At 73.4% G+C, this 13109-nt stretch carries 12 protein-coding genes; 5 read left to right on the forward strand and 7 right to left on the reverse strand.

The window, feature by feature from the left end; genetic code table 11:
* Window positions 1-42: 42 nt before the first annotated feature.
* Entirely contained in the window at window positions 43-1464 is a 1422-nt protein-coding gene (locus tag ACGFZF_RS16315) for a lipase maturation factor family protein (protein WP_393554537.1), read from the forward strand.
* Window positions 1465-1551: 87 nt separating this feature from the next.
* On the opposite strand, the gene ACGFZF_RS16320 is transcribed toward ACGFZF_RS16315, so the two are convergent.
* The 3 genes from ACGFZF_RS16320 to ACGFZF_RS16330 form a co-directional block, all read right to left on the reverse strand.
* A complete protein-coding gene (locus ACGFZF_RS16320) occupies window positions 1552-1725 on the reverse strand; it encodes a hypothetical protein (RefSeq protein WP_393554539.1) in 174 nt (57 codons plus the stop codon).
* A gap of 424 nt (window positions 1726-2149) precedes the next feature.
* A complete protein-coding gene (locus tag ACGFZF_RS16325; protein ID WP_393554540.1) occupies window positions 2150-3625 on the reverse strand; it encodes an SDR family NAD(P)-dependent oxidoreductase in 1476 nt (491 codons plus the stop codon).
* 61 nt (window positions 3626-3686) lie between these two features.
* Window positions 3687-4400, reverse strand: coding sequence for a (2Fe-2S)-binding protein (locus ACGFZF_RS16330; protein ID WP_393554542.1), 714 nt, complete (start codon window positions 4398-4400; stop codon window positions 3687-3689).
* 317 nt (window positions 4401-4717) lie between these two features.
* Between ACGFZF_RS16330 and ACGFZF_RS16335 the strand changes: the two genes are divergently transcribed.
* Window positions 4718-5695, forward strand: a complete 978-nt coding sequence (locus ACGFZF_RS16335; protein WP_356606392.1) for a DMT family transporter — start codon at window positions 4718-4720, stop codon at window positions 5693-5695.
* Here ACGFZF_RS16335 and ACGFZF_RS16340 read toward each other — a convergent pair.
* The 4 genes from ACGFZF_RS16340 to panD form a co-directional block, all read right to left on the reverse strand.
* On the reverse strand, window positions 5576-6841 hold the full coding sequence (locus ACGFZF_RS16340; RefSeq protein ID WP_393554544.1) for a transglycosylase family protein: 1266 nt from the start codon (window positions 6839-6841) through the stop codon (window positions 5576-5578). The two genes, ACGFZF_RS16335 and ACGFZF_RS16340, sit on opposite strands and share 120 nt — an antisense overlap.
* 369 nt (window positions 6842-7210) lie before the next feature.
* The gene (locus tag ACGFZF_RS16345; protein WP_393554545.1) at window positions 7211-7867 is read right to left on the reverse strand and encodes an aspartate/glutamate racemase family protein; all 657 of its coding nucleotides are present in this window, start codon (window positions 7865-7867) and stop codon (window positions 7211-7213) included.
* On the reverse strand, window positions 7864-8208 hold the full coding sequence (locus ACGFZF_RS16350) for a GNAT family N-acetyltransferase (protein WP_393554547.1): 345 nt from the start codon (window positions 8206-8208) through the stop codon (window positions 7864-7866). Before ACGFZF_RS16350 ends, ACGFZF_RS16345 begins: the two co-directional genes overlap by 4 nt.
* A gap of 18 nt (window positions 8209-8226) precedes the next feature.
* Window positions 8227-8652 (reverse strand): aspartate 1-decarboxylase, encoded by a 426-nt coding sequence (panD, locus tag ACGFZF_RS16355; RefSeq protein ID WP_147980140.1) that lies wholly within the window; start codon window positions 8650-8652, stop codon window positions 8227-8229.
* A gap of 561 nt (window positions 8653-9213) precedes the next feature.
* Here panD and ACGFZF_RS16360 point away from each other — a divergent pair.
* The 3 genes from ACGFZF_RS16360 (at window position 9214) to ACGFZF_RS16370 (ending at window position 13108) form a co-directional block, all read left to right on the forward strand.
* Window positions 9214-10395 carry an ROK family transcriptional regulator gene (locus ACGFZF_RS16360; protein ID WP_393554550.1) on the forward strand — a complete coding sequence of 394 codons (1182 nt, stop codon included), beginning with the start codon at window positions 9214-9216 and terminating at the stop codon, window positions 10393-10395.
* Window positions 10396-10970: 575 nt separating this feature from the next.
* Window positions 10971-11921 carry a TauD/TfdA dioxygenase family protein gene (locus tag ACGFZF_RS16365; protein WP_393554551.1) on the forward strand — a complete coding sequence of 317 codons (951 nt, stop codon included), beginning with the start codon at window positions 10971-10973 and terminating at the stop codon, window positions 11919-11921.
* Window positions 11922-12055: 134 nt separating this feature from the next.
* A complete protein-coding gene (locus ACGFZF_RS16370) occupies window positions 12056-13108 on the forward strand; it encodes an ABC transporter substrate-binding protein (RefSeq protein ID WP_393554552.1) in 1053 nt (350 codons plus the stop codon).
* Window position 13109: the final 1 nt, after the last annotated feature.

Genomic DNA, 13109 nt, shown 5'->3' on the forward strand with positions numbered 1-13109 from the left:
CCGGCCCGGCGCAGACCGGGGCCCCGGCCGGGACGGGCAGCGATGGACTGGTTCACCGCACCCGACTACTGGCTGAGCCGGCTCGTCTTCCAGCGAGGGCTCGCCGGGCTCTACTTCGTGGCCTTCCTCTGCGCCGCGCTCCAGTTCCGGGCCCTGATCGGCGAGCGGGGCATGCTCCCGGTGCCGGACCACCTGCGCCGGGTGGATCCGCGCCGGGCCCCGAGCCTCTTCCACTGGCGCTACTCGGACCGGCTGTTCGCCACGGTGGCGTGGACGGGCGCGGCCCTTGCCCTCGCCCTGGCGGCGGGCGCCGGCGACGCCGTGCCCCTCGGCGTCTCGATGCTCCTGTGGGCGGTCCCGTGGGTGCTGTACCTCTCCATCGTGAACGTCGGTCAGACCTGGTACGCCTTCGGCTGGGAGTCGCTGCTCCTGGAGACCGGATTCCTCGCGATCCTCCTGGGCAACGACGACGTCGGACCGCCCGTCCTCGTGCTGTTCCTGCTGCGGTGGCTGCTCTTCCGGGTCGAGTTCGGCGCCGGGCTCATCAAGATCCGCGGCGACCGCTGCTGGCGCGACCTGACCTGCCTGTACTACCACCACGAGACACAGCCGATGCCCGGGCCGCTGAGCTGGTTCTTCCACCGTCTGCCCCGACCGCTGCACCGGGTGGAGGTGGCCGCCAACCACGTCGTGCAGCTGCTGGTCCCGGTGCTCCTCTTCACCCCGCAGCCGGTGGCGACGGTCGCGGCCGGCCTGATGGTCGCGACCCAGCTGTGGCTGGTGCTCTCCGGGAACTTCGCCTGGCTGAACTGGCTGACGATCGTCCTCGCGCTCTCCGCCATGGACGGTTCCCTGCTCGTCGGGGCCCCCGCGCGGCCGGCGCCGCCCCTCTGGTACGTGGTCGTCGTCTGCGCCGCGACCGCGCTGATCCTGTTCCTCAGCCACCGCCCGGTCCGCAACCTGGCCTCCCGCCGCCAGGCGATGAACCGCTCGTACGACCCCTTCCACCTGGTCAACTCGTACGGCGCCTTCGGCACGGTCGGCCGGATCAGGGACGAGATCGTGATCGAGGGCACGGACGATCCCGTACCCCGCCCGGACACGGTGTGGAAGGAGTACGGCTTCAAGGGCAAGCCGGGCGATCCCCGCCGGCTGCCCCTCCAGTTCGCCCCGTACCACCTGCGGCTCGACTGGCTGATGTGGTTCGCGGCGCTCTCCCCCGCGTACGCCCGCGACTGGTTCGGCCCGTTCGTCGAGCGGCTGCTCGACGGGGACCGGGACACCCTGCGGCTCCTTCGGCACAACCCCTTCCCGGACGCGCCGCCGGCCCTGGTCAGGGCCCGTCTCTACCGCTACCGGTTCACGACCCGACGGGAGCGGCGCGAGAGCGGCGCATGGTGGCACCGCACCCTCGTCCGCGAGTACCTGCCGCCGACACGGCTGCGCTCCGGCGCCTGGCGCTGAGCGGCCGGCCACCCGGACCGGTCGCGGACATGCCTGTGCCCCCGGCCGGGGGCGGCCGGGGGCACAGGGCGAAGCGACAGCTACGACTCAGTCGATGCCGGGCAGGATGTGGGGCTCCGCGAGGTCGTCTTCGTAGCCGGCCAGCCGGATGGGGGCGGCGTGCGCCCACACGTCCAGGCTGCCCAGCCGCTCGCCGGGCCTCTTGGACCGGTCCGGTTGTTCGGCCGGTCGTGCTTCCTGCTTCGTCAGTTCTGGTGTCACCGCGCACTCCTTCGTGTCGCGAGCCTGTGAGGACATGGCCGTTCGGTCGCGGTGGCGCCGTTCTCCGGGCGGGACCGCGGCCTTGGTGGCAGGCCAGTCCCCGGGCCGGCCGTGAGGGTTTGGTGAAACCCTGGTGGCCGACCGTGAGCATCAGAGTAACCAAATGAGCGCGCTCATGCTCTATGGGGCTCGGAAGTGTGACGCGATCGGGTGACTTCCGGACAGATGGACGACTCCGAGGGCCCTGGCGAACCGCCATAGGGGTGAGCCCGCGGAACGGGCCGCCCGCCGCGCCGGGACGGGCCTCACGGACCGCTCGGGTCGCTCCGGGAAGGAGGCGGCGGGGGCGTCCGCCGGACGGGTCGCCCGGGCGACCGCGTGCCGCTCGGCTGAGCGGCCGGCACGGAACCGGCCGCCGGCGGACCTACCAGTTCGCCTGGGCGTAGTCCTTGAGGAAGCAGCCGTACAGGTCCTCGCCCGCCTCGCCGCGCACGATCGGGTCGTAGACCCGGGCCGCGCCGTCGACCAGGTCGAGCGGGGCGTGGAAGCCCTCCTCGGCGAGCCGCAGCTTGTCGAAGTGCGGACGCTCGTCGGTGATCCAGCCGGTGTCGACCGAGGTCATGAGGATGCCGTCGGTCTGGAACATCTCCTGGGCGCTGGTCCGCGTCACCATGTTGATGGCGGCCTTCGCCGCGTTGGTGTTGGGGTGACCGGCGCCCTTGTAGCCCCGGCTGAAGACGCCCTCCATCGCCGAGACGTTGACGACGTACGCGCGACCGCTGGACGCCTTCGCGGCGGCCTGGGCCATCACCGGGCGGAGCTTGCTGATCAGGATGAACGGCGCCGTGTAGTTGCACAGCTGGGTCTCCAGCAGCTCCACCGGGGAGATCTGCTCGATGGTCTGGACCCAGGTGTTGGACTCGACGACGTCCGGCACCAGGCCGCCGGCGTCGATCGCCGTGCCGTCGAGGTGGCGGGCCACGCTCGCGTTGCCGGCCACCAGGGCGAGATCCGCGACCTTCTGCGCGTCCAGACCGCTGACACCGACGGGCAGCGCGGCCAGGCCGTCCACCGCGCCGGAGTTGAAGGCGCCGATCACGTGGTGGGCGGGCAGTTCGCCGGCCGGCAGCGGCGCGGTCTCCCCCTCCACGAGGGCGGCGTAGGCGGCCGGCAGCCGGCGCACGGTCTGCGTCGCGTTGTTGACGAGGATGTCGAGCGGACCCGCCTCGGCGACCTGGTCGGCCAGCGCCACGGCCTGGGCCGGGTCGCGCAGGTCGATGCCGACGACCTCGAGCCGGTGCATCCAGTCCGCGGAGTCCTCCATCGCCTTGAAGCGACGGATGGCGTCCTTGGGGAAGCGGGTGGTGATCGTGGTGTGGGCGCCGTCGCGCAGCAGCCGCAGCGCGATGTACATGCCGATCTTGGCCCGGCCGCCGGTGAGCAGCGCACGCTTGCCGGCGAGGTCGGCGCGGGCGTCCCGGCGGCCTCGGTTCAGCGCCGCGCAGTCCTGGCAGAGCTGGTGGTAGAAGTAGTCGACCTCGACGTACCGCGTCTTGCAGGTGTAGCAGGAGCGGGGGCGCTGGAGTATGCCCGCGATCCGGCCGGCCTCGGTGACCGAGGAGGGCAGCAGGCCCTCGGTCTCGTCGTCGATGCGCGCGGCGGAGCCGGTGGCGGTGGCCTCGGTGACGGCCTTGTCGTGCGCCGTCTTGGCGGCCCGGCGCTCCTGGCGGCGGCGCTGCTTCACCGTCCGGTAGATCCCGGCGGTGGCGCGTCGCACGGCGATCGCGTCGGGGTGGTCCACGTCCAGCTTGTCGAGCTCGTCGAGGACGCTCAGGCAGACGGCCAGGCGCTCGGGGTCGACCCCCGGGCCGTACTCCTGGGTTTCTTCGGTCACCGTCATGGCCTCTGTCGTTCCTCGATCACTCGTGCGCTCACGCGCTCCGTATCCCAAAAGCGGAATTTTACGGAGCGGAGGGCCCTGTCTCCAAACCTGTCGCCGGTGGGTGATCGAACACACAGTCTCCGCAGAGCCCGCCGCCCGGGGCCCGGTAGTAGAGACAGCAGGAGGAGCGGCGCAGCGCGGGGCCGCGGACGGTGCCGGCCAGACCGGGGTGACCGAGGAGTCCGCCCGCGAGGGACGCCGCACGCTCGGCGACCTCGGGGCGCTGCCGGGCACGGGACCAGCGGGTCAGCTCGCGCAGCGCGCCGGCCAGGGCGGACCCGGCGTTGCCCCGGAGGAGCCCGGGCGAGATGCGTCCGTCGGCGCGGAAGGCGGCGGCCAGCGGGACGAGGTGGGCCTCGACGACGGTCTCGGTCAGCTGCTCCACGGTGGCGGGACGCGTGTCCACACCGGCCCACCAGAGATCGTCGGGCGAGGTCAGCGCCCCGTCCCAGTACAGCCCTGCGGGGTCGAGGGCGGGGAAGCGGCCGTACAGGGCGGCCGGGCCGAGCACCGTCGACCACAGGCGGGCGGCGAGTCCGAGATGGGCGATGGAGGCGGCGACCCTGCGCTCGGGGGCGCGCAGGCGGGCGGCGACCCGGTCGACGCGGGCGGTGAGGGGGCCGGTCTCCCCCGCGTACAGCCGGGCGAGGGGCAGGTGCGCGCCGCCGCCGGGAGGTGCCGCCGTCCGCAGCGCGAAGAAGCCCCCGACCGATCCGCTCTCGACGAGATCCACCGCCGCGACCGCCCTTCCCGCCCCGTTCCGGGCCCCGCTGCGGGCCCGCGTCCGGCGATCACCGTAACGGGCTTCCGGAGCGGGCCAAAGTGGCCCGGACCGGGCGCCGACTGGCTCGGGATGGGATTCCGGTCCGACCCCGGATCGGTGGCGCCCGCTTCGCCCCGGATGCCGGAAGAGTCGCTTTCCACCCCTCCTGACCTGCGGAGGCGTACGTCTTCAGGTGTACGTACGGGCCTTCTACTACGACGGCAGTACGGGCGATGGGGTTCCCAGGTACGACGACGCGAACGCCCGGAAGAGAGATCGTTGTACGTATGAGCCCCCTCGTGCTGTCCGTTCTCCTGTCGCTGGTCTCGGCGGTCGCCTACGCGGCCGCTGCCATCGTGCAGGAGCGGGTCGCGGCCGCCGTCCCCGGCCGCCCCTACGCCCCGCTGCACAGCCCGGCCTGGTGGGGGTCGGTGCTGCTCAACGGTCTCGGTGCGACGCTGCACGTGGTGGCGCTCGCCTACGGCCCGCTCAGCCTGGTCCAGCCGCTGGGCGCCCTCACGATCGTCTTCGCCCTGCCCATGGCCGCGCTGTTCGTCGGCCGCCGGGCCGGCCGGACGGCCTGGCGCGGCGCGATCATGGCCACGGTGGGCCTGGCGGGGCTGCTGAGCCTGACCGGGAGCGCGGAGTCGCAGGCGCTGGGCGGGACCGAGCGGTGGATGCTCGCGGCCGGGACGGCGGGTGTGGTCACCGCGCTGTTCACCGTGGCGCACCTGGTGGGGCGTTCGGTGCTCCGCAGCGTGGTCCTGGCCGCCGCGGCGGGGGTGTCCTTCGGCATCGCCTCGGTCTTCACCAAGACGGTGGCCGTGGAGTGGACGGCGAGCGCGCCCTTCGCCCAGTGGCCGAGCCTGCTGGTGCTCTCCGCGCTGGCGGTCACGGGGCTCCTGCTCTCGCAGGCCTCGTACCGGGGCGCCGGGCTCGCCGCGCCGCTGGCCACCGTCACGGTCGTGAACCCGGTGGTCGCGGCGGCGGTGGGCCTGACCCTGTTCGGCGAGAGCTTCCGCTACGGCACCGCCGGCACCGTCGCCGCGCTGATCTGCGGGGCGGTGGCGGCCGGCGGACTGATCCAGCTCACGATGGACCGCCTGACGGCCGCGGACGACGGCCTGGCGGTGTCATCGTCGCGGTCAGATGGAGACTCCGCGGGCCCTGAGGTAGGCCAGGGGGTCGATGTCGCTGCCGTACCCGGGACCCGTCCGCACCTCGAAGTGGAGGTGCGGTCCCGAGCTGTTGCCGGTCGATCCTGACCGGGCGATCCGCTGGCCGCCGCCGACCCGCTGGCCCTCGCGCACGGAGAGCGCCGAGAGGTGGGCGTACTGGCTGTAGCGGCCGTCGTCGTGCCGGATGACGATCTCGTAGCCGTACGCCCCGCCCCACCCGGCGGACACGACCTTGCCGCCGGCGACGGCCCTGACGGACGTGCCGGTCGGGACGGGGAAGTCCACCCCCGTGTGGTAACCGCTGGCCCAGGAGGAGCCCGAGGTCCGGTAGCGGGTGCCGATGGACGCGGAGACCGGGGCGCTGAACGCGTCGGTGCGCGGCTTGGCGGCGGGCCTGGACGCCGGCCGTGCGGCGGGTTTCGCAGCCGGCTTCGCGGCGGCGGGTTTCGTGACCGGTTTCGCGGCAGGCTGCGCGGCCGACTTGACCACCGGCTTCGCGGGGGCGGGCTTCGCGGCGGGCTTCCGGGGGGCCGGAACCTCGGCGGCCGGCGTCCCGGTGGACGGCTTCCCGGTGGACGGCTTCCGTACGGGCGCCGTCATCCGCAGGGTCAGCTTCTGCCCCGGGTGGATCAGGTCGGGGTCGCTGCCGACCACGGTGCGGTTGGCCTCGTAGAGCCGCTGCCAGCCGCCCTTGACCCGCTCCTCGCGGGCGATCCGGGACAGCGAGTCGCCGGGGGCGACCGTGTACGACTCCCGGACGGTGGGCACGGTGGTCGGCGTGACGGCCGGGGTCCTGTGCCCGACGGCCGTCCGCTGCCCGGGCAGGGACATGGGCCGGACGTCCGGGGCGTCCTGCCCCCGGGCCAGCCCCGCCCGCGGCGCGCAGGCGGGCCAGACAGCCGGGCCCTGTCCCTTGAGGACCTTCTCCGCGACGGCGATCTGCTGGTCCTTGGAGGCGAGATCGGCACGGGGGGCGTAGTGCGTGCCCCCGTACCGCTCCCAGGTCGCCTGGCTGAACTGCAGGCCGCCGAAGTAGCCGTTGCCGGTGTTGATGCGCCAGTCGGACGACGACTCGCAGGCCGCCACCTTCTCCCAGACGTCGAGCGAGGCGGCCTGCGCCGAACCCGCTCCCATCAGGGGCAGCGCGATTCCGGCACCGCCCGCCGTCACCGTGAGCGAGGCTCGGTTGATCCGGCTCGGCTGCTGCCGGCGGTGTCGTCCGCGTACGGCCATGGGACCCCCTTGAACGCATCAGCAGTCGCCCAAGGTAAGGGACAGTCACAGGCCGTGACAAGGGACTAAGGGAAACTCCAACTCCCTTGTGTCACATGGCCGTCAGGGACCGGCCGGACCCGGCTGGGGTTGAGGCTCGGGTTCCGGTACGGGAGTGGGCGGCGGCGGTCCCGGGACCGGGTCCGGCTCGGGTACCGGAGCCGGACCGGGCACCGGCCCGGGCGCGGGCGGCGGTACCGGGTTCGGCGGCGGGATGGGCGACGGAGGTACCGGGTCGGGGTACGGGTGGGTCATGACGCGCCTCTCGATCGGCTGGTCCGTTGTGCACCAGGTTCTCCCGCTGCGCGTGCCCTCGCCCGCCGGATCCATTCATCCGTGCCGCCGCGCGGCGGCCTCCGCCCCGGCGGCCAGCCCGCTCGCCGGGCTGGACAGCACGGGCAGCGGGGTGCGGACCCGTCCGGCGACGTCGGCCAGCGACGCCTGCGCCAGGACGATCACCCCGCCGGCCGCCGGGTCGATCCGGTCGACCGCCGCGGCCACCGTGTCCAGGTAGCCGTCCCGGTCCCCGGCCTCGAAGAAGGGCCACGCCTCCTCGACGAGCAGCGTCGTGACGAACGAGGTCCGCTCCCCCGACTCCTCCCGGAGCAGGTCGATCGTGGGCGCCAGTGTCGACCGCACGGTCGCGACGACGACGATCCGCTCCGACCGGACGGCCTCGGCGGCCATCGGGCGGTCCACCCGCAGCACCGGCACGCCGAGCCGCGCGGCGGCCCGCTCGGCCACCGCGCCGATCGTCGAGCAGGTGCAGAGGACGGCGTCGGCGCCCGCCGCGACGGCCTCGGCGAGGGCGCCCCGCACGTCGTCGGCCACCGCCTCGGGCCCGTCGGCGCGGGCTCGCGTCAGCAGGTCCTCGCGGACGAGGTGGTGCAGGACGAGCCCGGGCCGGTCGCGGTCGCGCAGCCCGTCGAAGACGGGCACGTGGACCGGCGAGGTGTGCAGCAGCGCCAGCGCGGGCGTCGCCGTCACAGGAGTTCCGGCGTCGCCTTGAGCTGGGTCTTCGCCGCCCGGACGAGCTCGTCCGACGGGACGGGCGCCTCGTCCGGGTGCTTCCCGGCCCACTTCGCGGCGTAGGGGCAGAGCGGCACGACGGGGACGCCCTCGCGTGCGGCGATCCCGTAGAACTCGCGCACCAGGGAGCCGGCGATGCCCTTGCCCTCGTTGCCCTCCTCGACGACCGTGTGCACGGCGACCAGCGCGTGCGGCTCGGCGTCCAGGACGAAGTAGGCGATCCCGCCGACGTACGTCTCGCCCTCGAACGCCTCCAGCCGCCCGGCCGACCGGTCGTCGCGGATCTCCAGATCTGCCATGCGGTGTCTCTCCTCGTCTCAGACGTGAGCGGGAACGGCCTGCGGGCTGCGCTGCTGGTCGGTCCCGGGCACGGGCGCGGAGGCGTCCGCCCCGAGCTCCACGATCCTGTTGTCCGCGTCGACGTGCACCACGCGCGGCACGAGGGCACGCGCCTCGGCGTCCTCGACCTGGGCGTAGCTGATCAGGATGACGAGGTCCCCGGGGTGCACCAGATGGGCGGCGGCCCCGTTGATCCCGATCACGCCGGAACCGCGCTCGCCCTCGATGACATAGGTCTCGAGCCGGGCGCCGTTGTCGATGTCGACGATGTGGACGAGCTCACCGGGCAGCAGGTCGGCGGCCTCCATCAGCTCGCCGTCGATGGTGACGGAGCCGACGTAGTGCAGATCGGCCTGGGTCACGGTGGCGCGGTGGATCTTGGACTTGAACATGGTACGCAGCACGAAGCGCTCCCTGAATCGGCTCCCTGCCTGCTTCCTGCAGGTCAAGGGCGGCCCCGACTCTACACCGGCACCCCGGTCCGATGTCTGTGAGGAACATCGCTCCGGTCGAGCGAGCGAGACGGCTTCCCGCCTGGGCTTTCGCGCCGTCACCGACGCCTGTACAGGCAACCTTCCGGGAACGTCCGGCGACCCACGCTGCCCGGATGCCGACCTACCTGATGAGCCGTCAAGAACAGGTTCGCCGCCCTCCTGCCACACGGGGCTTCTGATCGACCGCGCCCGAGCCGTCCTGGAGTTCCAGCCGCCGGCCCGGCACCTGTCGGGGTGGAGCCTGCTCGTGGACAACCTCGAAGCCGTCGCGGACCCGGCCCGCCGCCGCCTCGCTTCCCTTGGCGCTTCGCAGAACCGTCATTGCCCCTTAACGCCGGATCGTTGACCGGTCCCCTCGCGCTTGCGAGCATCGGGGCATCAGGTCGTCGAGCTGTCCCCCGCATCCCTCGGCCCTCGGTTGCCGGGGCCGCCGTGCCACCGTACGACCGACTCCCGGACCGAGGAATCCCGATGCGACCAGCGCTCATCGCGACGCCGGGCGGAAAGCCCGCCGCCGACCAGCCCGACGCCGCCGCCGTCCTGCGGGCCATCCTGCGCGGAGGCCCGCTGGCCCGCACCGCGATCATCCGGGAGACGGGCCTGAGCGCGGCCGTCGTGTCACGGCACGCAGCCGAACTGCTCGCGATGGGACTGGTCTGGGAGCCGCCCGAGCAGCACCGGCCGCCCCGGCCCGGACGCCCCCGCATCCCGCTGGACATCGAGACCGCGCACCACGTCGCGGCGGGCGTGCACATCGCCGTCCCGCGACTCACCTTCTCGCTCACCGACCTGCGCGGCAACGTCATCGCGTACGAGCACGTGCCACGGCAGCCGCAGCACGGGGCGGTCCTCCAGGACGTCGCCGCACGACTGCCCGGCTTCCTGCGCAGACACCTCGGCGGGCGCTCCGCCCTCGGCCTCGGCGTGGCCACCGGCGGCTGGGTCGATCCCGACGCCGGCGTCCTGGTCGAGAACTCCGCGCTCGGCTGGCGCGACATCCCGCTGCGGCGCTCGCTGCAGCGCGCGGTGGGACTGCCGGTCCATGTGGAAGGCCACGCCCGGGCGCTGGCCCAGGCCGAGCTGCTGTTCGGCGCGAACCGCGGCGGCGACCTGGTGCACCTGTTCGTCGGCAACGCCGTGGACGCGGCGATCGCCACCGGCGGCGTCCTGCTGCAGGGCCGGCGGTACGGCGCCGGCGGCATCGCCCACCTGCCCGTACCGGGGTCGGCGGAGCCGTGCCCCTGCGGCCGCACCGGCTGCCTCCAGGTCACCGTCTCCGACCGTGCCGTCGCGCGGCGCGCCGTCGCCGAGGGCGTCATCCCGCACCCCGATCTGCGGCTGCTCGTGCGTGCCGCCCGCGCGGGCGACGTCCGGGCGCTCGACCTGTGCCGCACCCGCCTGCGGCTGATCGCGCACGCGGTGCGGCCGCTGCTCGACCTGATCCGCCCGGACGACCTGGTGCTGACCGAGTTCGCCACCCTCCGTCTGCCCGGGCTGCTCGACGAGCTGACCCGCGAGCTGGCGAGCGGCGGCGACCAGGTGCGGACCGGCTCCTTCGGCGCGGACACGCTCGCGGTGGCGGCGGCCGCGCCGGTGCTCGCGGCCGTCTACCAGGACCCGTTCGGGCTGCGTACCAGCGGCGGCGCCCGATGAGCGGGGTGGGGCGGGTTTCTTCCGCGCCGCCAGAAAATATTGTCGGTACGGGGACGGGGCATCACACTCTTCCCATGGACGCACAGCAGAGGGCCACGATCCGGGCAGCCGCAGACCGGCACCCCGTGAACGCCTTCCGCGCGCACCACTTCGCCGGACTGGGCTGTCGCGCCCACTGACCGGCTCTCCGCCGGCGCGCGCCGCCGCGCCGGGCCACCGGGCACTGACCCCGGCCTGCACCTCCGCCGAACTCCGGCCTGACTCAAGCACGTTCACCGGCTGAAGCACGGCCGGAGCGCAGCTGAGCACCGGCTGGAGCACTGCCCGGGGCACCGGGCTGGAGCTCTGGGTGACGCACGGCCGGCACCGCCTGGGGCTCCGGCTGACGTACCGGCCGGAGCCCCGGCGCCGGCCCCCTTTCCCGGCCTCGCCGCGTACCGGAACACCGGCCGGGCGCCCCTTCACACCCGTGAGCCCGCGCCCGGCGGGTGACCCCGCAGGCCCCGACGCCGTCCCGGTACGCCCGGTCGCCCTCCTCACCCGCCCTCGTTCGTCATGCCCGAAAGGACTCACCCATGAGCACGCTCACCGTCCGTCCCGTCGCCGGTCACATCGGCGCCGACATCGACGGCGTGGACCTCGCCGGACCGCTGGCCGTCGAGACCGTCGACGAGATCAAGCAGGCCCTCCACCGTCACAAGGTCGTCTTCTTCCGGGGGCAGCGGCTCGACCACGCCTCGCAGATCGCCTTCGCCCGCCACTTCGGCGAGCTCACCTACGCCCACCCGCACGACGACGCGCCGCCGGAGGACCACCCGGAGATCTTCACCATCGACCCGCGCCGCTTCGAGGAGCGCTACGGGAAGGACTTCCGGGCGGAGTACCGCAAGCGCCAGTACAGCTACTTCGATGGCTGGCACACCGACGTCACCGCCGCGGTGAACCCGCCCGCCGGGTCCATCCTGCGCGCCGAGACCGTCCCGGAGTTCGGCGGCGACACGCAGTGGACCAACCTCGTCGCCGCGTACGAGGGGCTGTCCGCCCCCGTCAGGGCATTCGTGGACACGCTGCGCGCCGAGCACCGGTACGGCGGCGACCGGCCGGTCGGCGAGGACGGCGCGTACGCCCGCCGGATCAACGACAACCTGCTGGTGTCCGTACACCCCGTGGTGCGGGTGCACCCGGAGACCGGGGAGCGCGCGCTGTTCGTCAACCCGGGGTTCACCAGCCACATCGTGGGCGTCACCGCCGCGGAGAGCCGACGGATCCTGGACCTGCTGTACGCCGAGATCACCCGGCCCGAGTACACGGTGCGCTTCCGCTGGGAGCCGGGGCACGTGGCGTTCTGGGACAACCGGTCCACCGCGCACCTCGCCCCGCGCGACCTGGAGCACCTCGACGTCGAGCGCCGGCTGCACCGGGTCACGCTGATCGGCGAGGTCCCCGTCGGACCGGACGGACACCCGTCCGAGTCGGTCGCCGGGCGCCCGTTCACCGCCGACCACCGGGTCACCGCCGCCTCCTGACACCCGACCGGGGCCGCCGACGCCCGCGCCGTCTCCTTCCGCCGACGACGTCGGCGGCCCGCCACCGCTCCGCCCCGCCTGCCCTCCTCCCCCGGCCCCTCCCTCGCCGGCACGTGAAAGGCCCCCGTATCGCCATGTCCCTGCACACCTCAAGACCCCTGAACCGCCGGGGATTCCTCGCCCTGGGCGGCGGCGCGCTGCTGGCACTCGCGGGCTGCGCCTCCCCCGACCAGGCCGGCTCCACGCAGCTCGGCGCGCTGCCGACCGGAGCGCCCGACAGGAAGACCACCCTCCGGCTCGGAACGGCCACCACGCAGGCGCAGCTCGCCGCAGAGCCCTCGCTCGGTCCGCTGCCGTTCTCCGTCGAGTGGGTCCGGCTCAACGGCGGCCCCGAGACCATCCAGGGCTTCCGGGCGGGCGCGGTCGACCTGGCGAGCAACGCCGGGATGCCGCCGATCCAGGCGCACGACATCGGCTTCGACGCCAAGATCGTCGCCATCGCGCACAACACCGCGGTCACCTACATCCCCACCACCCGGCCGGGCAGCGACATCCGGACGGCGAAGGACGTCGTCGGCAAGCGGATCGCCTTCTCCCAGGGCCAGGCGCAGGGCGTCACGATCCTCAAGTGGCTGAACGAGAACGGCGTCTCCCACAAGGACGTGACCCTGGTGCCGCTGCCCAGCGCCCAGTTCCTGACCGCTCTCCAGGGCAACCAGGTCGACCTCGCCCCGCTGACCGAGCCGTCGCTGACGAAGTACCTGAAGCAGTACGCGAAGGACGGCGCGCGCACCCTGCCCACCGACGTCCAGGATCTCCTGAGCCTGCTGTGGGCGCCCACGTCGGTGCTCGCCGACGAACGCAAGGCGGCGGCGATCCGGGCGTTCATCCCGATCTGGGTCCGGGGCAACAACTGGTCCTGGGAGAACCCTGAGCAGTGGATCGAGTCGTACTACGTCAAGGATCAGGGCGTCACCCGCGAGGACGGCGAACGGATCGTCAAGGCCCGGAGCAAGCCGCTGTATCCCGCGAACTGGGACTCCTCGATCGCCTGGGAGCAGTCGATCGCCGACCTCATGTCCGGCGCCGGCTTCGTGAAGAAGTTCGACGTCAGTGTGCTGTTCGACCGGCGCTTCGAGAAGGTCGCGGCGGAGGCCGCGCCCGCCGCGTACCGGGGGCAAGCCTGAG

Origin of the sequence: Streptomyces sp. NPDC048338 (assembly GCF_043201055.1) — a bacterium.
Lineage (GTDB): Bacteria > Actinomycetota > Actinomycetes > Streptomycetales > Streptomycetaceae > Streptomyces.

Coding starts and splice junctions, on each gene's coding strand:
- ACGFZF_RS16315 (WP_393554537.1), top strand. CDS start 43: ATGGACTGGTTCACCGCACCCGACTACTGGCTGAGCCGGCTCGTCTTC.
- ACGFZF_RS16325 (WP_393554540.1), bottom strand. CDS start 3,625: ATGACGGTGACCGAAGAAACCCAGGAGTACGGCCCGGGGGTCGACCCC.
- ACGFZF_RS16335 (WP_356606392.1), top strand. CDS start 4,718: ATGAGCCCCCTCGTGCTGTCCGTTCTCCTGTCGCTGGTCTCGGCGGTC.
- ACGFZF_RS16340 (WP_393554544.1), bottom strand. CDS start 6,841: ATGGCCGTACGCGGACGACACCGCCGGCAGCAGCCGAGCCGGATCAAC.
- ACGFZF_RS16350 (WP_393554547.1), bottom strand. CDS start 8,208: ATGGCAGATCTGGAGATCCGCGACGACCGGTCGGCCGGGCGGCTGGAG.
- ACGFZF_RS16360 (WP_393554550.1), top strand. CDS start 9,214: ATGCGACCAGCGCTCATCGCGACGCCGGGCGGAAAGCCCGCCGCCGAC.
- ACGFZF_RS16365 (WP_393554551.1), top strand. CDS start 10,971: ATGAGCACGCTCACCGTCCGTCCCGTCGCCGGTCACATCGGCGCCGAC.
- ACGFZF_RS16370 (WP_393554552.1), top strand. CDS start 12,056: ATGTCCCTGCACACCTCAAGACCCCTGAACCGCCGGGGATTCCTCGCC.